19 protein-coding genes and 1 pseudogene are annotated in these 22,320 nt (G+C 58.3%); 9 read left to right on the top strand and 11 right to left on the bottom strand.

Features of this window, described 5'->3' with window-relative positions:
* Positions 1 to 4 precede the first annotated feature (4 nt).
* The 8 genes from FFS12_RS06870 to rpmH all read right to left on the bottom strand — a co-directional run bounded on the left by FFS12_RS06870 (position 5) and on the right by rpmH (position 8,010).
* Positions 5 to 793, bottom strand: a complete 789-nt coding sequence (locus FFS12_RS06870; RefSeq protein WP_137886149.1) for a ParA family protein — start codon at positions 791 to 793, stop codon at positions 5 to 7.
* Positions 786 to 1,466, bottom strand: a complete 681-nt coding sequence (rsmG, locus tag FFS12_RS06865; protein ID WP_137886148.1) for a 16S rRNA (guanine(527)-N(7))-methyltransferase RsmG — start codon at positions 1,464 to 1,466, stop codon at positions 786 to 788. Before rsmG ends, FFS12_RS06870 begins: the two co-directional genes overlap by 8 nt.
* Positions 1,466 to 3,358 carry a tRNA uridine-5-carboxymethylaminomethyl(34) synthesis enzyme MnmG gene (gene mnmG, locus FFS12_RS06860; RefSeq protein WP_137886147.1) on the bottom strand — a complete coding sequence of 631 codons (1,893 nt, stop codon included), beginning with the start codon at positions 3,356 to 3,358 and terminating at the stop codon, positions 1,466 to 1,468. Before mnmG ends, rsmG begins: the two co-directional genes overlap by 1 nt.
* A gap of 569 nt (positions 3,359 to 3,927) precedes the next feature.
* The gene (gene mnmE / locus FFS12_RS06855) at positions 3,928 to 5,295 is read right to left on the bottom strand and encodes a tRNA uridine-5-carboxymethylaminomethyl(34) synthesis GTPase MnmE (protein ID WP_137886146.1); all 1,368 of its coding nucleotides are present in this window, start codon (positions 5,293 to 5,295) and stop codon (positions 3,928 to 3,930) included.
* Positions 5,296 to 5,474: 179 nt separating this feature from the next.
* Positions 5,475 to 7,217 carry a membrane protein insertase YidC gene (gene yidC, locus FFS12_RS06850; protein ID WP_137886145.1) on the bottom strand — a complete coding sequence of 581 codons (1,743 nt, stop codon included), beginning with the start codon at positions 7,215 to 7,217 and terminating at the stop codon, positions 5,475 to 5,477.
* Between the two features lie 2 nt (positions 7,218 to 7,219).
* Positions 7,220 to 7,465, bottom strand: a complete 246-nt coding sequence (gene yidD / locus FFS12_RS06845) for a membrane protein insertion efficiency factor YidD (protein ID WP_137817560.1) — start codon at positions 7,463 to 7,465, stop codon at positions 7,220 to 7,222.
* Positions 7,458 to 7,859 (bottom strand): ribonuclease P protein component, encoded by a 402-nt coding sequence (rnpA, locus tag FFS12_RS06840; RefSeq protein ID WP_218568965.1) that lies wholly within the window; start codon positions 7,857 to 7,859, stop codon positions 7,458 to 7,460. The genes yidD and rnpA overlap by 8 nt, the downstream gene beginning before the upstream one ends.
* A 16-nt stretch (positions 7,860 to 7,875) precedes the next feature.
* Positions 7,876 to 8,010 carry a 50S ribosomal protein L34 gene (rpmH, locus tag FFS12_RS06835; protein ID WP_002551315.1) on the bottom strand — a complete coding sequence of 45 codons (135 nt, stop codon included), beginning with the start codon at positions 8,008 to 8,010 and terminating at the stop codon, positions 7,876 to 7,878.
* 528 nt (positions 8,011 to 8,538) lie between these two features.
* On the opposite strand from rpmH, the gene dnaA reads away from it, so the two are divergent.
* The 5 genes and pseudogenes from dnaA to FFS12_RS06810 all read left to right on the top strand — a co-directional run.
* Complete coding sequence (gene dnaA / locus FFS12_RS06830; RefSeq protein ID WP_137886143.1) at positions 8,539 to 10,014, top strand: chromosomal replication initiator protein DnaA; 1,476 nt, start codon at positions 8,539 to 8,541, stop codon at positions 10,012 to 10,014.
* Positions 10,015 to 10,052: 38 nt separating this feature from the next.
* Positions 10,053 to 11,156, top strand: coding sequence for a DNA polymerase III subunit beta (gene dnaN, locus FFS12_RS06825; protein ID WP_137886142.1), 1,104 nt, complete (start codon positions 10,053 to 10,055; stop codon positions 11,154 to 11,156).
* Between the two features lie 23 nt (positions 11,157 to 11,179).
* The gene (recF, locus tag FFS12_RS06820; protein ID WP_137817564.1) at positions 11,180 to 12,283 is read left to right on the top strand and encodes a DNA replication/repair protein RecF; all 1,104 of its coding nucleotides are present in this window, start codon (positions 11,180 to 11,182) and stop codon (positions 12,281 to 12,283) included.
* 4 nt (positions 12,284 to 12,287) lie between these two features.
* Complete coding sequence (gene gyrB / locus FFS12_RS06815) at positions 12,288 to 14,705, top strand: DNA topoisomerase (ATP-hydrolyzing) subunit B (protein WP_137886141.1); 2,418 nt, start codon at positions 12,288 to 12,290, stop codon at positions 14,703 to 14,705.
* A gap of 127 nt (positions 14,706 to 14,832) precedes the next feature.
* Positions 14,833 to 15,195 (top strand): annotated as a pseudogene (locus FFS12_RS06810) (transposase); the annotation flags it as partial.
* 35 nt (positions 15,196 to 15,230) lie between these two features.
* Here FFS12_RS06810 and FFS12_RS06805 read toward each other — a convergent pair.
* Positions 15,231 to 16,076, bottom strand: coding sequence for an AraC family transcriptional regulator (locus tag FFS12_RS06805; RefSeq protein WP_137886140.1), 846 nt, complete (start codon positions 16,074 to 16,076; stop codon positions 15,231 to 15,233).
* An 83-nt stretch (positions 16,077 to 16,159) separates the two neighbouring features.
* On the opposite strand from FFS12_RS06805, the gene FFS12_RS06800 reads away from it, so the two are divergent.
* From FFS12_RS06800 to FFS12_RS06785, 4 genes are all read left to right on the top strand, one after another.
* Positions 16,160 to 16,783 carry a glutathione S-transferase family protein gene (locus tag FFS12_RS06800; RefSeq protein WP_137886139.1) on the top strand — a complete coding sequence of 208 codons (624 nt, stop codon included), beginning with the start codon at positions 16,160 to 16,162 and terminating at the stop codon, positions 16,781 to 16,783.
* Between the two features lie 130 nt (positions 16,784 to 16,913).
* Positions 16,914 to 18,245: a SidA/IucD/PvdA family monooxygenase gene (locus FFS12_RS06795; RefSeq protein WP_137886138.1), complete on the top strand. Its 1,332-nt coding sequence runs from the start codon at positions 16,914 to 16,916 to the stop codon at positions 18,243 to 18,245.
* Between the two features lie 67 nt (positions 18,246 to 18,312).
* A complete protein-coding gene (ectB, locus tag FFS12_RS06790; RefSeq protein ID WP_137886241.1) occupies positions 18,313 to 19,635 on the top strand; it encodes a diaminobutyrate--2-oxoglutarate transaminase in 1,323 nt (440 codons plus the stop codon).
* On the top strand, positions 19,625 to 20,530 hold the full coding sequence (locus FFS12_RS06785; RefSeq protein ID WP_137886137.1) for a DMT family transporter: 906 nt from the start codon (positions 19,625 to 19,627) through the stop codon (positions 20,528 to 20,530). The genes ectB and FFS12_RS06785 overlap by 11 nt, the downstream gene beginning before the upstream one ends.
* Before the next feature lie 391 nt (positions 20,531 to 20,921).
* On the opposite strand, the gene FFS12_RS06780 is transcribed toward FFS12_RS06785, so the two are convergent.
* On the bottom strand, positions 20,922 to 21,695 hold the full coding sequence (locus FFS12_RS06780; RefSeq protein WP_137886136.1) for a 1-acyl-sn-glycerol-3-phosphate acyltransferase: 774 nt from the start codon (positions 21,693 to 21,695) through the stop codon (positions 20,922 to 20,924).
* Positions 21,696 to 21,726: 31 nt separating this feature from the next.
* A complete protein-coding gene (gene gmhB, locus FFS12_RS06775) occupies positions 21,727 to 22,269 on the bottom strand; it encodes a D-glycero-beta-D-manno-heptose 1,7-bisphosphate 7-phosphatase (protein WP_171011838.1) in 543 nt (180 codons plus the stop codon).
* Between the last annotated feature and the right edge of the window lie 51 nt (positions 22,270 to 22,320).

Here is a 22,320-nt window from a genome sequence, read left to right as displayed (position 1 = left end):
TTCCTTATGCTTTTGCGGTTCGGGTGGCGCTGCGCTGACGCCGCGACAATTCACCGGCCAAGGCCAGGTAGGCGAGGGCACCACGGGATTGCTTGTCATAGACCAGCGCCGGCATACCGAAGCTCGGCGCTTCGGCCAGACGCACGTTGCGCGGGATCACGGTGTCGTAGAGTTTGTCGCCGAAGTGTTCTTTCAGCTGGGCGGAAACATCGTTGGTCAGGCTGATGCGGGGGTCGTACATGGTGCGCAGCAGACCTTCGATCTTCAGCGCCGGATTGAGCAGCTTGCCAATCCGCTGGATCGAGTTGACCAAGTCGCTAAGCCCTTCCAGTGCGTAATACTCGCACTGCATCGGAATGATCACCCCATCGGCGGCAACCAGCGCATTGACCGTCAGCATCGACAGTGACGGCGGGCAGTCGATGAGGATGTAGTCGTAGTTTTCGCGAATCGGCGCCAATGCCTGGCGCAGGCGGTTTTCCTTGGCCGGCATGTCCAGCAGGGCAACTTCGGCGGCGGTCAGGTCGCGGTTGGCCGGCAGCAGCTGATAGCCGCCGTGCTCGGAGAACTGCATGGCCTCGCCCAGGCTGCACTCGCCGATCAAGACGTCGTAGATCGAATGCTCGAGCGCCAGCTTGTCGACACCGCTACCGGTGGTCGCGTTGCCCTGCGGATCGAGGTCGATCAACAGCACCCGGCGCTTGGTGGCAACCAGGGAAGCCGCGAGGTTGATGCAGGTGGTGGTCTTGGCGACACCGCCTTTCTGATTGGCGATGGCGAATACTTTAGCCATGGTCAGCGTCTGTCCCGGTTTGAGGCCCTAGGGTGCGGCGCAGTATCAGCAGATGGCGTTGGCCTTGGCAACCGGGAACCTTGAGCACATGGGTAGCGGTCAGCCGGAAGTCCGCCGGCAACGCCTGCAGCTCGTCGTCCGGATGCACGCCTTTCATCGCCAACCAGCGCGTATTGAGATCGCCCAGGTGACGAGTCCAGTTGGCAAAATCTTCCAGCGAACTGAACGCCCGCGAACAGATACCGGCGAACGGCTGCGCAGGCGTGAAGCTTTCCACCCGGCTGTGGATAACTTCCAGATTGGCCAGTTTCAGTTCCAGCTTCACCTGAGTGAGGAAACGAGTCTTCTTGCCGTTGGAATCCAGCAGCGTGAAGTGGCGCTCGGGGAACAGAATCGCCAGTGGAATACCCGGCATACCGCCGCCGCTGCCGACGTCGAGCCAGTTATCCCCAGCTTCGCGCACGAAGGGCACCACGCTGAGGCTGTCGAGCAAGTGCCGCGAGACCATTTCGTCGGGATCGCGCACGGCGGTGAGGTTATAGGCCTTGTTCCACTTGATCAGCAGTGCCAGGTAAGCCAGCAACTGGCGGTGCTGGCTTTCACTCAGGCTGACGCCCAACTGTTCGGCACCACGGGTCAGTTCAGTTGCGTGTAACGCGGTAACCAGGGACATCAGGCGCTTTGCTCCAACTGACGCCCGGCGCCGCGTTTTTTCAGGTGAATCATCAGCAGGGAAATCGCCGCCGGGGTGACCCCGGGAATCCGTGAGGCCTGCCCGAGGGTTTCCGGGCGAGACTGGCCGAGCTTGTGCTGGATCTCTTTCGACAGGCCGGAAATACCCGCGTAGTCGATATCCTCGGGCAGTTTGATCTCTTCACTGGCGCGCAGACGGGCGATCTCGTCCTGTTGGCGGTCGATGTAACCGGCGTACTTGGTCTTGATCTCGACCTGTTCCGCGACTTGCGGATCGCTGCTACCCGCGCCTGTGACTTCGATCAGCCCGGCGTAATCGATTTCCGGGCGAGTCAGCAGGTTGAGCAGGTTGTATTCGTGGGTCAGCGGCGTGCCGAAACGCTCGGCAAGCGCATCGCCCTGGGCTGTGCCCGGACGCACCCAGGTGCTTTTCAGCCGTTGCTCTTCCAACTCGATGCCTTCGCGCTTGGCGCAGAACGCCGCCCAACGCCGATCATCGACCAGGCCGAGTTCGCGGCCTTTTTCGGTCAGGCGCAGGTCGGCGTTGTCCTCACGGAGGATCAGCCGGTATTCGGCCCGCGAGGTGAACATGCGGTAGGGTTCTTGCGTGCCCAGGGTGATCAGGTCGTCGACCAGCACGCCGATGTAGGCCTCGTCGCGACGTGGACACCAGCTGTCTTTGCCCTGGGCGCGCAACGCGGCGTTAGCCCCGGCGAGCAGACCTTGGGCGCCGGCTTCTTCGTAACCGGTGGTGCCGTTGATCTGGCCGGCGAAGAACAGCCCGCCGATCACCTTGGTTTCCAGGCTGTATTTCAAGTCGCGCGGATCGAAGTAGTCGTACTCGATGGCATAGCCCGGACGCACGATGTGGGCGTTTTCCAGGCCGCGGATCGAGCGCACCAGTTCCAGCTGCACATCGAAGGGCAGGGAGGTGGAGATACCGTTCGGGTACAGCTCGTGGGTGGTCAGGCCTTCAGGCTCGATAAACACCTGGTGACTGTCCTTGTCGGCGAAGCGATGGATCTTGTCTTCGATCGACGGGCAGTAGCGCGGACCAATCCCTTCGATCACCCCGGAATACATCGGCGAGCGATTGAGGTTGGCGGCGATGATTTCGTGGGTGCGCGCATTGGTGTGGGTAATCCAGCAGCTGACTTGCTGCGGATGCTGCTCTTTCGAACCGAGAAAGGACATCACCGGAATCGGCGTGTCGCCGGGCTGCTCGGTCATCACCGAGAAATCCACCGAGCGGCCATCGATACGCGGCGGTGTGCCGGTTTTCAACCGGCCGACGCGCAGCGGATGTTCACGCAGGCGTTGCGCCAAGGCAATCGACGGCGGGTCGCCGGCACGGCCGCCGGAATGGTTCTGCAAACCTATGTGGATAAGTCCACCGAGGAAGGTGCCGGTGGTCAGCACCACCGATTCGGCGAAGAAACGCAGCCCCATCTGCGTCACGACGCCACGAACCTGATCCTGCTCGACGATCAGGTCGTCACAGGCTTGCTGGAATATCCACAGGTTCTCTTGGTTTTCCAGGCTGTGGCGGATCGCCGCCTTGTACAGAACACGGTCGGCCTGGGCACGCGTAGCGCGTACGGCCGGGCCTTTGCGGCTGTTCAGGACCCGGAATTGGATGCCACCTTGGTCGGTGGCTTGCGCCATAGCGCCGCCGAGGGCGTCGATTTCCTTGACCAGATGGCTTTTACCTATGCCGCCGATGGCTGGGTTACAGCTCATCTGCCCGAGGGTTTCCACGTTATGGGTCAGCAACAGGGTTTTCACGCCCATACGTGCAGCCGCTAGCGCAGCCTCGGTACCGGCATGGCCGCCGCCGATGACGATCACATCAAAACGGGAAGGGAAATCCACCACGCACCTCGTGCCTGTTGAGAATTGGGGAGGCTTTTAACTTGGGAAAAGCGGAAAGGCGGCAAGTATAGGGACTAAGCCGTGGTGAAAGAAGCCTTTTGCACAAAAAATAGCCAGTTGAGCTTTGGCTCGAAAAGGACGGCGGTTAATAAAGATTAAGAGAATGAATTTTTATAAAGCTTTGTTTTTATGTTTATTACTTATGAATAGCTTTTCTGTGGATAGATCGCTAGAGGCCAATGAATTCAAGCTACTCAGAGTTGTATAAGGCTGTGCCCAGTAGGCCAAGAGGCCCTTGGATAAGTGCTTTAAGGCTGTGGATGAAATGCCTAGTTGTACACAGGGGGGATTATCCTCAGTTTTTAGGCCTAGTTATCGACTGGCCTTAGGCGGGGTTTTCCACAGGGCTTATCCGTCCATGTAGTCACCTTTGCTCCAGGCGAAAAGCGCCCGCAGAGAGGCCTAGAAGCGCTAAAGCTTCCAAGCCTCTCGAAGGAGACAGGGGGATCAGGAATGTTGACGGCTTAGCGAGGAGACGGTTGGGCTGTTTCCCAACCTTGATGGCAGGCTTATTTACCGATGCAGAAGCTGGAGAAGATCCGCCCGAGCAGGTCGTCAGAGCTGAAGGCGCCGGTAATTTCCCCCAGTGCCTGTTGCGCCTGGCGTAAGTCTTCCGCCAGTAGCTCACCGGCACCGGCCTGGGTCAGTTGGGCACGCCCATGCTCGAGGGAGGCGCTGGCCAGGGCTAGCGCTTGCAGGTGGCGTCTGCGCGCGCTGAAGCTGCTTTCAGAGGTCTGTTCGTAGCCCATGCAGGCCTTCAGGTGTTCACGCAACAGCTCCAAACCGGCCGTGGATTTGGCCGAGAGGCTGATGCTGACGTGGCCGTCAGTGCTGACTTCCAGGGCGATGGCTTCAGCCGTCAGATCTGCCTTGTTGCGAATCAGCGTGACCTTGGCCGGATCCGGCCGCTGATCGAGAAACTCCGGCCATAGGGCAAAGGGGTCGGCGGCCTCGGGGGCGGTGGCATCGACCACCAGCAGCACCCGATCGGCTTCGCCGATAGCCTTGAGTGCCCGTTCTACCCCGATTTTTTCCACCTGATCCTCGGTGGCGCGCAAGCCGGCGGTATCCACCACATGCAGCGGCATGCCATCGATGTGGATATGTTCGCGCAAGACATCTCGAGTGGTGCCGGCGATCTCGGTGACGATGGCCGCTTCCCGCCCGGCCAGGGCATTCAGCAGGCTGGATTTGCCCGCATTCGGCCGACCGGCGATCACCACTGTCATGCCGTCGCGTAGCAATGCACCCTGACCGGCCTCGCGTACCACCTTGGCCAGTTCGGCACGCACTTCATCCAACAGGCCGAGGACGTGACCGTCGGCAAGAAAATCGATTTCTTCCTCGGGGAAGTCGATGGCGGCTTCGACATAGATGCGCAGGGCAATCAGCCGCTCGGTCAACTCATGCACGCGCCGGGAAAACTCACCCTGCAGTGAGCGCAAGGCATTGCGCGCCGCTTGTTCGGAACTGGCTTCGATCAGGTCGGCAATCGCTTCAGCCTGGGCCAGGTCGAGTTTGTCATTGAGAAAGGCCCGTTCGCTGAATTCCCCCGGTCGGGCCAGGCGGGCACCCAACTCCAGGCAACGGCGCAACAGCAGGTCGAGGACGACCGGGCCGCCATGACCTTGCAGTTCGAGCACGTCTTCGCCGGTGAAGGAGTTCGGCCCGGGGAAATACAGGGCCAAGCCTTCATCGAGCACCTGGTCATGGCCATCATGGAATGGCCCGTAGTGGGCGTAGCGCGGTTTCAGTTCCCGCTGGCTCACCGCTTTGGCAATCTTCGCGGCCTGCGGCCCGGAGACGCGCACGATGCCCACGCCAGCACGGCCCTGAGCGGTGGCGACGGCGGCGATAGTTTCACGAAGGGTGCTCATGGCGGTGTCTCTCACATTCGTAGGCTGGTGTAGAGCGCCAGCGAAACCCAGCGCTTTTAGATTTCAGGATCGCTGGGTTTCGCCAAAAAGCCGGCTCTACCCAGCCTACGAGGCTGAACGGCGCATAGCAAAACGCCCCAACAAGAGGGGCGTTTTGTTTTATCTCGGAGCGACTGTAATCAGGCGTCGGCCTTCTTCGTGGCTGCTTCGATTTTGCGGGTAATGTACCACTGCTGGGCGATCGACAAGCAGTTATTGACCACCCAGTACAGCACCAGACCGGCGGGAAACCAGAGGAAGAAGAAGGTGAAGATGATCGGCATCAGCTTCATCACCTTGGCCTGCATCGGATCCGGCGGGGTCGGGTTCAGTTGCTGCTGGATAAACATGGTGGCGCCCATGATGATCGGCAGGATAAAGAACGGGTCCTTGATCGCCAGGTCGGTAATCCAGAACATCCACGGCGCCTGGCGCATTTCCACGCTTTCCAGCAACACCCAGTAAAGCGAGAGGAACACGGGCATCTGCACCAGAATCGGCAGACAGCCACCGAGCGGATTGATCTTCTCTTTCTTGTACAGCTCCATCATCGCTTGCGACATCTTCTGCCGGTCATCGCCATGCTGCTCTTTCAGAGCGGCCAGTTTTGGCGCGACGGCACGCATGCGGGCCATGGACTTGTAGCTAGCCGCCGACAGCGGGAAGAAGGCCAGTTTGATCACGATGGTCAGCGCGATAATCGACCAGCCCCAGTTACCCAGCAGGCTGTGGATATGTTGCAGCAGCCAGAAGATGGGTTGGGCGATAAACCAGAGAATGCCGTAGTCGACGGTCAGCTCAAGACCTGGGGACAACTGTTTGAGGTATTCCTGGCTTTTCGGACCGGCGTAGAGGGTCGCCGCGGTTTCCGCCTTGGCGCCCGCCGCGACAGTCAAGCTTGGGCCGGTGAAACCGATGATGTAGTTGCCCTGGCTGTCTTTGCGAGTCTGCACCAGGTTGCTGCTGTCCTTGGCCGGAACCCAGGCAGTCACGAAGTAATGCTGCAACCAGGCGACCCAACCGCCTTCGACCGTCTCTTTCAGCGGCTGTTTGTCGATGTCTTTCATCGACACTTTCTTGTACGGCTCTTCCTTGGTCCAGAGTGCCGCACCGAGATAGGTAGCGGTGCCGGTGGCGGTGGTCGAGGACGGATCGTCGCTGGAATCACGCTTGAGCTGAGCGAACAGGTTACCGGTCCAGGCTTGGGTGCTTTGGTTATCGATCAGGTAACGAACATCCACCTGATAGGACGAAGCATCGACACAGCCGGTTTTTTTCTGTTGCTGTTCCTTGGCGGAACACTGCGGATTCAAACCGCGCTTGAAGCTGAAGCGTTTGATGTAGTTAACACCGTCGGCACTGTAATTCAGGTCGACAGTCAGTTGATTTTTCCCCTCGGCCAGCGCGTAGGAACTCTGCGCGCTGCTGTAAAGCGGCCGACCGTTGCTGCTGGCATCCGGGCCGTTGGCGCCGGTCAGGCCACTTTGCGCCTGATACAGACGTTCGCCACCGTTATCGAACAGCTGGAACGGCACATCGGGGTGATCTTGCCGGCGCGGGTATTGCGGCAGAGTCAACTGCACGATATCGCCGCCACGTGGGTCGATGGCCAGCTCAAGAACATCGGTCTTGACCCGAATCAGCTTGTCGCTGGTCGCTGCCGGTGCCATTGCGCCAGGTTCACTCTGCGCAACGTTGGTTGTTGGCACATCGTCACTGGCGGTATTCGCGGCAGGGGTATCCGGCAACGAGGAAGCAGCGCTGTTGGTGGCTGCACTCGGAGTTGGCAGCGCGGCTTGACCGTAGTCCTCGTTCCACTTGAGAACCATGACATAGGACACGATTGCCAGGGCGGCGATCAGGATCGAGCGTTTAATATCCATGATTACTCGGCCATCGAAGGGGGTCGGGAAGTTGGGGCGACTGGAACCGGATCGTAACCACCGGGATTCCACGGGTGACAGCGACCAAGCCGACGCAAGGTTAGCCAGCCACCGCGTATGAGGCCATGATGTTCGATGGCTTCATACGCGTAGCAGGAACAACTGGGGTAAAAGCGACAGTGACTGGCCATCAGCGGACTGATGGCATAGCGGTAAACCTGAATCGAGGCGAGTGCCAGTTTACGCATGGGGACTGTCGGTTACCCCTGCTTCGGTGAGGACTTCCGGGCGTGGCCGACTGCGTGCCAAGCGTTTCCAAAGCTTGCCGAACTGTTGAGCGAGTTCGGAATTCTCTAGATCACCTAGGCCTTTACGCGCAACGATCACGATATCCCAACCCACCAAGGACTCTTGGTTCAGGCGAAATGAATCGCGAATCACCCGCTTCAGGCGATTGCGCTCAACCGAGAGCTTGACGCTCTTCTTACCGATGACCAAACCCAGGCGGGGATGATCAAGATCGTTGTTGCGCGCGAGCAGCAGGACGTTTTTACCCGGAACCTTACCGCTGGGGGAGTCAAAGACAGCCTTGAATTGTCGAGGGGTCAGCAGGCGCTTTTCCCGACTGAAGTCTTGACTCACCGCCGGTGCCGAATTATCAGACTGCCAGACGCTTACGGCCTTTGGCGCGACGACGCGACAGAACTGCACGACCGTTCTTGGTGGCCATGCGGGCACGGAAGCCGTGGGTGCGAGCGCGCTTGATAGTGCTGGGTTGGAAAGTGCGTTTCATGGTGCGTTACCTGGGTGGTCGACTACGGGCCGGAATGGCCCCCGTTTTAAGAGACCGGCAATTCTAGAGAAAGCAGACGGTCAGGTCAATTTCCAACCAACCTTTCCTGTGCAGATAAAGAATATTAAGAAAGAAGATATTTAAATCTTTTAGTGATGTTAATAACTCTTAGAGGAGCGTTTTTCTGTGGATAACCTTATGCAGCCCTTCTACGGCGTGGATTTCAGCGCTTTGAAAGGCTGTCGAGAAACCGTGCTCCGGGTGTGCGATGCCGGCGGATAAGCTGGGGATAGAGTCGGTAGTTATGCACAGAGCGGTTATCCACCCGGTTCCGCTGGTGGTTATCCAGGGAGCTTACGAAAGGTTATCCACAGAGATTCATGGATGCCGACCAGAACCCATGAAACCCGAGTAAAGCATTGATTTTACTTGCTGAGAACGCACGCTTCGTGTGGATAACTCCCTCTCCGGTCGCTACAATGACGGCTGTTTTTGGCCTCGCGGCCTTTTCGACCTTAGGGGATATCCGTGTCAGTGGAACTTTGGCAGCAGTGCGTGGAGCTTTTACGCGACGAGCTGCCTGCCCAGCAATTCAACACCTGGATCCGTCCGTTGCAGGTCGAAGCGGGTAGCGACGAGTTGCGCATTTATGCGCCGAATCGCTTCGTCCTCGATTGGGTCAACGAAAAATACCTGGGCCGCTTGTTGGAGTTGCTGGAGGAGCGCAGCGAGGGCATGGCTCCGGCGCTTTCCTTATTAATAGGCAGTAAGCGCAGTGCCGCTGCTCGCGTTGCTCCTGCTGCGCCGCTAGCTGCCGCTGTTGCACCGGCAAGCAATGTTGCCCGTAGCGATGAGCCGACTACGGCTACTGCTGTTGCGAATGAGCCTTCGCGCTCCAGCTTCGATCCGATGGCCGGAGCCAGCACTCAGACTGCGCCGGTACGCACCGAGCGTTCGGTTCAAGTAGAAGGTGCGCTGAAGCACACCAGCTATCTGAATCGTACCTTTACCTTCGAAAACTTCGTTGAGGGTAAATCCAACCAGCTGGCTCGCGCGGCGGCTTGGCAGGTGGCGGACAACCCTAAGCACGGCTACAACCCGCTGTTTCTCTATGGCGGCGTCGGTCTGGGGAAAACCCACCTGATGCATGCGGTGGGTAATCACCTATTAAAGAAGAACCCGAATGCCAAGGTGGTCTACCTGCATTCGGAGCGCTTCGTTGCGGACATGGTCAAGGCGCTGCAGTTGAACGCGATCAACGAGTTCAAGCGGTTCTACCGTTCGGTGGATGCCCTGCTGATCGACGATATTCAATTCTTCGCCAAGAAAGAGCGTTCCCAGGAAGAGTTCTTTCACACCTTTAACGCGCTTCTGGAAGGCGGCCAGCAGGTGATCCTCACCAGCGACCGCTACCCGAAGGAAATCGAAGGTCTGGAAGAGCGCCTCAAGTCGCGTTTCGGCTGGGGCCTGACGGTGGCCGTGGAGCCGCCGGAACTGGAAACGCGGGTGGCCATCTTGATGAAGAAGGCCGACCAGGCGAAGGTCGATCTACCCCATGATGCGGCCTTCTTTATTGCTCAGCGCATTCGCTCCAACGTACGTGAGCTGGAAGGTGCGCTGAAGCGGGTGATTGCCCACTCGCACTTTATGGGCCGCGATATCACCATCGAGCTGATCCGTGAATCGCTGAAGGATCTGTTGGCGCTGCAAGACAAGTTGGTCAGCGTCGACAATATTCAGCGCACGGTCGCCGAGTACTACAAGATCAAAATTTCCGATCTGCTTTCCAAGCGCCGTTCGCGTTCTGTCGCGCGTCCGCGTCAGGTCGCCATGGCCTTGTCGAAAGAACTGACCAACCATAGCTTGCCGGAAATTGGTGACGCCTTCGGCGGTCGTGATCACACCACGGTATTGCACGCTTGCCGTAAGATTGCTGAACTTAGGGAATCCGACGCGGACATCCGCGAGGACTACAAGAACCTGCTGCGCACGCTGACCACCTGACACCACACGACGCAGCCCACGAGGCAAGGGACGAGACCATGCATTTCACTATTCAACGCGAAGCCCTGTTGAAACCGCTGCAACTGGTCGCCGGCGTGGTTGAACGCCGTCAGACTTTGCCGGTGCTGTCCAATGTGTTGCTGGTGGTTGAAGGCCAGCAGCTGTCGCTCACCGGCACCGACCTGGAAGTCGAACTGGTTGGCCGCGTGGCGCTCGAAGAACCTGCTGAACCGGGCGAGATCACCGTGCCGGCGCGCAAGCTGATGGATATCTGCAAGAGTTTGCCGAATGACGCACTGATCGATATCCGTGTGGATGAACAGAAGCTGGTGGTCAAGGCCGGCCGTAGCCGCTTCACCTTGTCGACTCTGCCCGCGAATGACTTCCCGACGGTTGAGGAAGGTCCTGGTTCGTTCACCTTCAACCTGGTGCAAAGCAAGTTGCGCCGCCTGATCGAACGCACCAGTTTTGCCATGGCGCAGCAGGATGTGCGTTATTACCTGAACGGCATGCTGCTGGAAGTGCAGACCGGCGTGTTGCGCGCGGTCGCTACCGATGGTCATCGTCTGGCCATGTGCTCGATGGAAGCCGGTATCGAACAGGCCGATCGTCACCAGGTGATAGTCCCGCGCAAAGGCATTCTGGAACTGGCGCGTCTGCTCACCGAGCAGGATGGCAGCGTCAGCATCGTCCTCGGCCAACACCATATCCGCGCGACTACCGGTGAGTTCACCTTCACCTCGAAACTGGTCGACGGCAAGTTTCCGGATTACGAGCGCGTGCTACCCAAGGGTGGCGACAAGTTGGTGTTGGGCGATCGTCAGGCGCTGCGTGAAGCCTTCAGCCGTACGGCGATTCTTTCCAACGAGAAGTACCGCGGTATCCGTCTGCAACTGGCGGCCGGACAACTGAAGATTCAGGCGAACAACCCCGAGCAGGAAGAAGCCGAAGAAGAGGTGGCGGTCGACTACAACGGCGGCAATCTGGAAATCGGCTTCAACGTCAGCTATCTGCTCGACGTGCTGGGGGTGATGACGACGGAGCAGGTTCGCCTGATTCTGTCCGACTCCAACAGCAGTGCGCTGGTGCAGGAATCCGACAACGACGATTCCGCTTACGTCGTAATGCCGATGCGTCTCTGACACTGACGTTGAAAAACGCCTAGATGTCCCTCAGTCGCGTCACGGTCACCGCGGTGCGCAATTTACACCCGGTGACCCTCTCCCCCTCCCCCCGCATCAACATCCTTCACGGCGCTAACGGCAGCGGCAAGACCAGCGTGCTGGAAGCCATCCACTTGCTCGGCCTCGCCCGTTCCTTCCGCAGTGCCCGGCTACTCCCGGTCATTCAGTACGAGCAATTGGCCTGTACGGTATTCGGTCAGGTTGAATTGGCTGAAGGTGGCCACAGCAGCTTGGGGATATCCCGTGATCGTCAGGGCGAGTTTCAGATTCGCATCGATGGCCAGAATGCGCGCAGTGCGGCGCAATTGGCCGAGACACTGCCGCTGCAACTGATTAACCCGGATAGCCTTCGCTTGCTCGAAGGCGCGCCGAAGATTAGGCGGCAGTTTCTCGATTGGGGGGTGTTCCACGTGGAACCTCGCTTTCTACCGGCCTGGCAGCGCCTGCAGAAGGCCCTGCGGCAGCGAAACTCATGGCTGCGGCATGGTACACTTGACCCCGCTTCGCAAGCGGCCTGGGACCGTGAACTGTGCCTGGCTAGCGATGAAATTGACGGTTATCGGCGCGCCTATATTCAGGCCCTGAAACCGGTGTTTGAACGCATCCTCGCCGAGCTGGTTGAGCTCGAGGGGTTGTCGCTTAGTTATTATCGCGGCTGGGATAAAGAGCGTGAGTTGAATGAAGTGCTGGCCACTTCCCTTCTCCGCGACCAGCAGCTTGGACACACTCAAGCGGGCCCTCAGCGGGCCGACCTCAGGCTTAGGTTCGGTGCGCACAATGCGGCGGAGATACTCTCCCGCGGCCAGCAGAAGTTGGTGGTCTGCGCCTTGCGAATTGCCCAGGGGCATTTGGTCAGTCAGGCCCGTCGCGGGCAGTGCATTTATCTGGTGGATGACTTGCCGTCAGAACTGGATGAGCAGCATCGCAAGGCCCTGTGTCGATTGTTAGAAGATTTGAACTGCCAGGTGTTTATCACCTGTGTAGACCATGAATTGTTGCGGGACTGCTGGCACACGGATACGCCGGTAGCCATGTTCCACGTGGAACATGGCCGTATCACCCAGACCCACGACCATCGGGAGTGAAGGCATGAGCGAAAATCAAACGTACGACTCCTCCAGCATTAAAGTGCTGAAAGGGCTAGATGCCGTACGCAAGCGTCCCGGTATGTATATCGGCGATACCGACGATGGCAGCGGCCTGCACCATATGGTGTTTGAGGTGGTCGATAACTCGATTGACGAAGCACTGGCTGGCCATTGCAACGACATCAGCATCACCATCCACCCGGATGAATCCATCACCGTGCGTGACAACGGGCGCGGCATCCCGGTCGACGTCCACAAAGAGGAAGGCGTTTCCGCCGCCGAGGTCATCATGACCGTGCTGCACGCCGGCGGTAAGTTCGACGACAACTCTTATAAAGTGTCTGGTGGCTTGCACGGTGTGGGCGTTTCGGTCGTCAACGCCTTGTCCGAATTGCTGCTGTTGACCGTGCGCCGCAGTGGCAAAGTCTGGGAGCAAACCTACGTGCATGGTGTGCCGCAGGCGCCGATGCGGACGGTTGGCGATACCGATAAGACCGGCACCGAGATTCACTTCAAGCCGTCGGCCGAGACCTTCCATAACATTCACTTCAGCTGGGATATTCTGGCCAAGCGCCTGCGCGAACTGTCCTTCCTCAACTCCGGTGTCGGCATCGTCCTCAAGGACGAGCGCAGCGGTAAGGAAGAACTGTTCAAGTACGAAGGCGGTTTGCGCGCCTTCGTCGAATACCTGAACACCAATAAGACCCCGGTGAACCAGGTATTCCACTTCGACGTGCAACGTGACGACGGTATCGGCGTGGAAGTGGCACTGCAGTGGAACGACAGCTTCAATGAGAACCTGCTGTGTTTCACCAATAACATCCCGCAGCGCGACGGGGGTACGCACTTGGCCGGCTTCCGCTCGGCGTTGACGCGTAACCTGAACACCTACATCGAACAGGAAGGCCTGGCGAAGAAGCACAAAATCGCCACCACCGGTGACGATGCCCGCGAAGGTCTGACTGCGATTATTTCGGTGAAAGTGCCGGACCCGAAATTCAGCTCGCAGACCAAAGACAAGCTGGTCTCCTCCGAGGTGAAAACCGCGGTCGAACAGGAAATGGGCAAGCACTTCTCCGACTTCCTATTGGAAAACCCCAGCGAAGCCAAGGCGGTGGTCGGCAAGATGATCGACGCCGCCCGTGCCCGTGAAGCCGCGCGTAAGGCGCGGGAGATGACCCGACGCAAAGGCGCGCTGGATATTGCCGGCCTGCCCGGCAAGCTGGCCGACTGCCAGGAGAAAGACCCCGCACTCTCCGAACTCTACCTGGTGGAAGGGGACTCTGCTGGCGGCTCAGCCAAGCAGGGGCGGAATCGGAAAACCCAGGCCATTCTGCCGCTCAAAGGCAAAATTCTGAACGTCGAGCGCGCGCGCTTCGACCGGATGATTTCTTCCCAGGAAGTCGGCACGCTGATCACCGCCTTGGGCTGCGGTATCGGCCGTGACGAATACAACATCGAGAAGCTGCGTTACCACAACATCATCATCATGACCGATGCCGACGTCGACGGTTCGCACATCCGCACCCTGTTGCTGACCTTCTTCTTCCGCCAGCTGCCCGAGCTGATCGAGCGCGGCTACATCTATATCGCCCAGCCGCCGCTGTACAAAGTGAAGAAAGGCAAGCAGGAGCAGTACATCAAGGATGACGAGGCCATGGAGGAATACATGACCCAGTCGGCCTTGGAAGATGCCAGCCTGCACGTCAACGAGAACGCGCCGGGTATCGCCGGTGAGGCGCTGGAGCGGCTGGTTAACGACTTCCGCATGGTGATGAAGACCCTCAAGCGCTTGTCGCGGCTGTACCCACAGGAGCTGACCGAGCACTTCGTCTACCTGCCGGCGGTCAGCCTCGACAACCTGGCCGATCAGAGTTCGATGCAAGGCTGGCTGGAGCAGTTCAACGAGCGTCTGCGCGGTGTCGAGAAGTCCGGCCTGGTCTATAAGACCAACCTACGCGAAGACCAGGAGCGGCATTTGTGGCTGCCGGAAGTCGAGTTGATTTCCCATGGCGTCTCCAACTACATCACCTTCAACCGCGACTTCTTCGCCAGTAACGACTACAAAACCGTTACCAGCCTGGGTGAGCAACTGAACAACCTGTTGGAAGAAAGCGCCTTCGTTAAACGCGGTGAGCGCAAGAAGCCGGTGGCTAGCTTCAAGGACGCCTTGAACTGGCTGCTGGCGGAAAGCACCAAGCGCCACAGCATCCAGCGCTATAAGGGGCTGGGCGAGATGAACCCGAGCCAGCTGTGGGAAACCACCATGGATCCGGATGCCCGGCGCATGCTGAAAGTCACCATCGAAGACGCCATCAGTGCCGACCAGATCTTCAACACCCTGATGGGTGATGAAGTTGAACCGCGCCGTGAGTTTATCGAGACCAACGCCCTGGCGGTGTCCAACCTGGACTTCTAAGGATTTGTGGATGGGCACATTAAGTGTCCCAAGTGGGCGGGTTATTGTCGCGCCCTAAGTCAAAAAACCCGGCCTATGTGCCGGGTTTTTTGCTTTATAAAATAGTTAGGTAGGAACAGGCTAACTGCTCCACCGCTGCACGCCTGCCGAACTGGATCTGCATGTGATCCTGGATAACAGTTCGACGCACAAGACCCTGGCCATCAAGCAGTGGCTGGAGAAACACCCGCGCTTCAAGCTGCACTTCACACCCACCAGTGCCTCGTGGCTGAACGCGGTGGAGGGCTGGTTTGCCCAGTTGGAAAGGCGGGCTCTGTATCGTGGCGTATTTACCAGCGTGGCAGACTTGAAAACAGCTATTCGTCAATTCATTGAGGCCCACAACGAACTCTCCGCCAAGCCGTTCAGGTGGAACAAAACGGCCGAATCGATCATCAGCTCAGTGCACAAAGCTAAACTAGGGGCGATGAAAAATAGATTATTGAATTAACCGCACAGGACACTAGCGTGGGGTTGCGCACAGGTTCAGGCGTGGTTGTTGCGGAAGCTGCCGGGCGTGATGCCGACCACTTTTTTGAACGCCCGGGTCATGTGGCTTTGATCGAAGAAACCGCAAGCGAATGACGCTTCCGCGAGGCTGGCCCCGGTGCGTAACAGCTTTTGGACCTGGGCGATTCTTTTCTGGATTTGATAGCTGTGGGGGGAGATTCCAACGCTCTTTTTGAACACCCGGATCAGGTAGAGCGGGTCAAGGTTCACCAGCTGCGCCAGTTCTTCCAGGGGGATGTGTTTGTCAAACTCGTCTTCGAGTTTCTTCTTGATCCTTTTCACTGCGTGCTGCTCAGCCGCACTGACCGGTGCGATGGGGGCGCCGGTGCGCTCGAAGAGCTGCGTCACCAAATCCAGCAGGATGGTTTCCCGTTCAAGGCTGGGATTGGATTTTTCAATGATTTGATGTTGATGCAAAAAGGTCCGGGCAAAGTCCGGTGCCTGGCTCAGGCCTGTTTGAAAAAGGTGGATATGATCACCCGAAAAGCGCCCTTGGAACACCGCCCGGTTGACCCATTCCGGATCGATGTAGAGCATTCGATACATCCAGCCCTGGTCGTGTCCCGGCAAGCCGTCGTGGATCTCGCCGGGGCTAATGGTGACCACGCTACCCGCGCCCCCTAAGTAGTAGCTGCCGCGATAGAAAAGCTTTTCAACGCCGCTACTTATAACGCCAACCGCATATCGGTCATGTGAATGCCTGCCGAAAGACTGAGTACTGTAACGCGCGGATAACAACTCACAGTCGCCTTCGGGTATACGCCAGAACTGAACAAAGTCCTTGCATTCGCGAGGGTCTTTATTGCGTCGACTCTCTTCCATGATTTGTCCAGTTTTGTGCAATACGCTTGAAAAAAAGGCAGCTAAATTTAGCACCTATTTCATAACACAAACTAGGGGGATCGATGTCTACAAAACTAGTTATTGGGGATTTTAATAAGTCTTCATGGTCATTACGCGCATGGCTGGTTCTTGTGACAGCTGATGTTTCATTTGAAACCCTTCAGATCAAACTGGAACAGAGCGAAACCCGTAAGCGTATTCTTGAGTATTCACCTTCCGGCAAAGTGCCGGCGCTGTTGCTCGACGACATCGTCATCAACGACAGCCTGGCCATCAGCGAATACATTGCCGGCGCCTATCCTGCTGCCAACCTATGGCCCCAGGACTCGCGGATCAAGGCCATGGCTCGAGCCGCTGCAGCGGAAATGCACTCCGGTTTCACCCACCTGCGCACGCAGATGTCGTTCGGCCTGAACACCGGCGACACCCCTGAAAGCCTGACCGCAGAGACCCAGGAAGAAATCCAGCGGATTTTCGCCATCTGGAACCACCTGCGCGACGTGAGCGGCTCAAAGCAGTTCCTCTGTGGTGACTTCGGAATTGTTGATGCGATGTTTGTTCCTGTGGTGTTTCGCTTCCGTCGTTATGGTATTGCCGTGCCCGCGCAACTACAGGGGTATGTTGAAAAAGTTCTGGCATATCCACCCGTACAAAAATGGTTGAAGTTGGCCGAACAAGAGGCTTAAGAAGCCGCGTTACTTGTAACGATCAAAGCCAATTGGAAATTACTAATTATTTTGACTGGCGGCAGAAAAGACCTTTTGGTCTTTTCTGCTTTGTCGAGTCTGGCTTTTGTGGCAAGAAGGGGAGGAAGTTATGAGCGTTCATAAAGTTAATGCCAGGGATTCGGGCCGTGATAGGCAAGTCTACGATGTGATCGGCATAGGTTTTGGTCCGGCGAATATTGCCTTGGAGGAGTTGGAGTTTGCTGGGACGCGACTGTTTCTTGAGCGCCATTCCAGTACGAAATGGCAGCCGGAGATGATGTTGGCGGGTAGCGATATTCAGAACCATCCGAGTCGCGACCTGGTGACTCCGCGCAACCCTCGTAGCCGCTACACCTTCACCAACTTCCTGTTCGAGAACGATCGGCTTTTTGAGCACCTCAACCTCGGTCTGGAGTTTCCCCTGCGCAGCGAATTCGCGGAATACGTGCGTTGGGTCGCGGGTTTCTTTGCCAAGGATGTGGCTTATAACCAGGCAGTGATGACGATTCAGGTGGACCCTGCAAGCAATCTGTATTGCGTGACCACTCAGGCCGGGAATCAGTTTTTTGCCCGCTCGCTGGTGCTCGCCCCGGGTCGCACGCCAGTGATTCCGCAAGCGTTCGCCGACTGTGCCCCGGATCGGGTGTTCCATCTGACTCAGTACCTCGGGCGTTTGGCACAACTGGCCCAGCAGCGCGAGCTGAAGCGGGTGGCGGTGGTGGGCGGCAGCCAGAGTGCGATCGAGATCATGCTGCATCTGCGGCATAGCTACCCGCAGCTGGAAATCATCAACGTGCAGCGCGGTTATGGTTTCCGCCTCAAGGACACCAGCCAGTTCAGCGAGCACGTGTACTTCCCGGCCTTTGTCGACCAGTACTACAACAGCTCCGCCGAGGCGAAAAAGAACATCAATCGCCACCTGCATTACACCAACTATTCCGCCGCCGACGCCGACGTGATCTCGGAGTTGTATGTGGGCATGTACGAAGACAAGTTGCAGGGCAAGGACAGGATCACGATCAAGAACCTTAGCGAAATCCAGAGCTGCACGCCCGCGGCGCAGGGCTACACGTTGACGGTACTCGGCACTCAAGGCCAAACCACCGAACAGCTGCCCGACCTGGACGCCATCGTTCTGGCCACGGGGTTCCGCAACCTTGGGACGGGAGCACAGGACGAGCGTTTCCCTGCCATCCTCCGAGACCTTGCCGAGAGCCTGGACTGCGATGCGCAGGGCGTGATTCGCATCGGTCGCGATTATCGCCTATCTGCGCGCAAGGGCTACAGCCTGCCGGCGCTTTACCTCAATGGCTTGTGCGAGTCGTCCCACGGCTACGGCGATGCCGGCTCCTTCAGCCTGCTGTCGTTGCGTGCCCGGGATATTTTCAACTCGTTGAGCGAGCAGCTGGGGCTGTTGGAACCCGCGGAAAAAATCGCCTGAGTAGTGGCTGAATCGAATTCTGAACCTCGACCCTTTATGCAGTAGGCAGTGAATGGAAATTTCAGGAATGGATGAGTTGGGTGTATTTGCTGAAGTCGAGTCTCAGGCGCGCAGTTATTGCCGCAGTTTTCCGGTGGTCTTCGACCAGGCTCAAGGCAGCTATCTGTACGACCTCAAGGGACTGGCGTACATCGACTTTCTAAGTTGTGCCGGCTCAGTTAACTATGGTCACAATCCCAAGCCGGTCAAGGCGGCGGTGATCGACTACCTGCAGCGTGATGGTATCCAGGCTGCATTGGATATGCACAGCCGAGCCAAGCAGGAATTCATCTTCAACTTCCGCAAGATCATCCTCGAACAGCGAGCCTTGCCCTACAAGATGCAGTTCACTTCGCCCACCGGCACCAGCGTGGTGGAGTCGGCGATCAAACTGGCTCGCAAGGTCACCGGACGGCGGCATATCGTGGCCTTCACCAATGGCTTTCACGGGATGTCCAGCACCTCCCTGGGGTTGACCGGCAACCGCGACAACCGCCAGCCTGGCGTCGACCCTTATGTGTTCCGCATGCCCTATGACGGTTATTTGAAGGGGCTGGATTCCGTCGAGTATTTCGAGCGCCTGCTCAACGACAACAGCTCTGGCATGGATATTCCGGCCGCCGTGATACTGGAAACCATCCAGGGCGAAGGCGGGATCAACGTAGCGTCTTCTGACTGGTTGCGGCGTCTGCGCAAGCTGACCTCCGAGCACGACATCCTGTTGATCATTGACGATATCCAGGCCGGTTGTGGCCGGACGGGCACCTTCTTCAGCTTTGAACCGGCCGGAATCACGCCGGATATGGTCTGCCTGTCGAAGTCCCTCAGTGGTTATGGCTTGCCGTTCGCGCTGTTGCTGCATCGCCCTGAGCTGGATCAGTGGGCGCCCGGCGAAGACAACGGCACCTTCCGCGGCAACACCCTGGCCTTTGTCGCGGCGACCAAAACGCTGCAGGAGTTCTGGAGCGACGACCGTTTGGTCAAGCACATCCAGGCCAATGAAGCACTGCTCAAGACCTGGCTCGGCGTGATGACTGAGCACTTCGCTGCGCATATCAAGCAGGTGCGTGGACGCGGACTGTTCTATGGCATCGAGTTCCACGATGCGTCGCTGGCCGCAGCGGTGATGCGCGCCTGCTTTGCGCGTCGTTTGATCATTGAGCGCTGCGGTCCTGAAGATCAAGTGCTTAAGCTGATGCCGGCCCTGACGATCGGCACGGAAACCCTGCAGGCTGGTCTGGACAGTATTTTCGAGGCCATGCAACAGGTGCTGGGGCAGGCCACGTTCAGCGAACTGGACAGTGACACGGATACTTTGGTCTTTATCAATGAGGTCTCTCATGTCGACTAATAGCAATCGATCGATCATCGAGTTGACCATCGGCGGGCTGATGCTCAGCCTGTCTGCCTTGGCTGTCGCCTTCGCCCATATCGGTGCGGGTGGCGCAGGGTTCTATCGGATGCTGTTCGCCTCGATCCTGTTCTTCCTGCTGCTCAAGGTGCGCAGAATCCCGGTGCTGCTCAAAAGCTTCAGGGCACAGCTGTACACCGCGTTGGCCGGGGTCTTCCTGGCCATCGATCTAGTGCTCTGGCACCAGAGCATCTATATCGTCGGCCCGGGCATCGGCTCGATCCTGACCAACTGTCAGGTGTTCTTCATGACCCTGCTGGGATTTTACCTGTTGAAGGAAAAACCTTCGATCTACTTCCTGATTTCCATCACCTTGGCATTCGTCGGGCTGTATCTGTTGCTGCTGCCCGAAATGAACAGCGCGGTGGGGATCAAGGGCGTGGTGTATGGCGTGCTGTCGGGGCTGGCGTATGCCATCTGCGTGTACTTCCTGAAGATCAATACACAGTTGCCTGACGGCGGTGGCGACAAGATCGCACAGATGCTCAATCTGAGTCTTTGGGCGGCGCTGGTGTTGCTGGTGTATGCGCTGGCGACTGGGGAGAGCCTGGCGATCGTGGATGGGCAGACCCTGCTGATGCTGATCATCTACGGGGTGTTGGTGCAATTCGTCGGCTGGCTGCTGGTCAACCGTTCGATCGGTGCTCTCAGTCTGGGGCTGGCCGGTCTGATCCTGTTGCTGGAGCCGGTGATCACGTACTTCATCGATATCGCCTTTCTCGGCAAGGCCAGCTCCGCGCTGCAGATTTGCGGCGCGCTGCTGACCATCTTTGCGGTGTACATCGGTTCGATCAAACCGCCGGAGAAAGCGCAGCCTTTACCCGAGGCGACCTGACACGAGGTATGTCACGGCAGTGTCGTGATCATCGACGGGCTACCGTAAACCGATCAATACGCTACGCGCAGGCCCGCAAGGTCTGCGCGTAGTCGTTTCTAGCCCGTCGCGGCCGGTGCTCCTGATCTGCTTTCTGGGGCCTGAGACCGCATGCAGCGGTGGCGAGAAAGAGTCAGGGCCCGAAAGTACTGGTCATGGGCATTCGCACGGGTGATGCCATAAAAAAGAGGCACAAAAGTGCGGCCTCTTTTTCAATTCGCTGTTGATTGATGTACGTATAGAAAATAGGCCGGGCCGCTTCGATAAGCTATCGATCTTATCTCGCCACCCCAGTTTATCGACAGCCTTGTCGGGCCGCCGACAAGGCTCTGAGCGGCGCTCCGCGCGTGGCCTAGAGTGGCGCCGCAGCTTCGCTTACGGGTGAGCTGGCCGGCAAGGCGCCGATCTCGCGCTGGGTCTGCTCGACCCAGGCATAGGCGCGCTCATTCAGTTCGGCAATGGCGCGTGGGCCGGTGCCCTCGGCGTACATCAGCGGGCCTATCACTACCTTAATGGTGCCTGGGCGTTTGCCCCAGCCTTGCTTCGGCCAGAACTCGCCGGCGTTGTGCGCAATCGGCAGTACCGGCAGGTTGGCGTTGACTGCCAGCGCCGCGCCGCCGCGGGAGAACTTGCCGATCTGCCCGGCGGGTACCCGCGTGCCTTCCGGGAAGATCAACACCCAGATGCCCTCTTCCAAGCGCTCATGGCCCTGCTTGGCCAGCTGCTTGAGGGCGGCTTTGGGGTTATCCCGGTCGATGGCGATGGGTTTCAGCATGGCCATCGCCCAGCCGAAGAACGGCAGGAACAACAACTCGCGTTTCAGCACCTGGCTGAGCGGCTCGAAGTAGCAGGAGAGAAAGAAGGTTTCCCAGGTGCTTTGGTGTTTCGAGAGGATCACGCAGGGCCGTTGCGGCACGTTTTCCGCACCCCTGACTTCATAGCGGATGCCAATCATCGCCGCCGTCAGCCACACCGCGAAGCGGCACCAGTTGACGTTGATAAAATGGTAGCGCGCCTTGAACGACAGAAAGGGCGCGATAAAAAAGCTTAGGCTGCACCAGAGCAAAGCACTGGTGGACAGCAGCAGGTAGAAGAGAAAGATCCTGATGGCCTGCACTGTCGACATGTGAGCTTTATCCGTCGCGGGCATTGCCCGCTTAGTGGGAGTGGAGTAGCTGGGCGGCAACCGCCGCCAGATCGTCAAATATCAAGGTGCCCGCAGGCACTGCGGTGCCCAGGGTCTGTTGGCCCTTACCGGTTTTCACCAACACGGGCTGACAGTCGACGGCCAACGCCGCCTCCAGGTCACCCTTGCTGTCGCCGACGAACCACAGACCGGCAAGCTCGACGCGGTAATGCGCGGCGATGGCCTTCAGCATGCCCGGTTTGGGTTTGCGACAGTCGCAGCCCTCGTCCGGCCCATGGGGGCAGAACACGATCAAACCCAGCTCACCGCCCTGCTCCGCCACCAGCTCACGCAGGCGCGCGTGCATGGCCTCCAGCGTGGATAGATCGTAATAGCCGCGCGCCAGGCCGGATTGGTTGGTGGCGACCGCCACCGTCCAACCGGCTCGGCTCAATTGCGCGATGGCCTCGATCGAGCCGGGAAGCGGAATCCACTCCTCCAGCGACTTGATATAGGCGTCGGAGTCGTAATTGATCACTCCGTCCCGATCGAGAATCAGCAGTTTCATAGACAGATCCGGTAGGGCGGACTCGCCGCAACGCGACAGTCCGCCTTGTCTGATTGG

It is taken from the genome of Pseudomonas sp. 2FE, from assembly GCF_005503735.1.
Lineage (GTDB): Bacteria > Pseudomonadota > Gammaproteobacteria > Pseudomonadales > Pseudomonadaceae > Aquipseudomonas.
The sequence above is the reverse complement of the archived record's forward strand: the minus strand, read 5'-3'. Positions and strand labels throughout refer to the sequence as shown.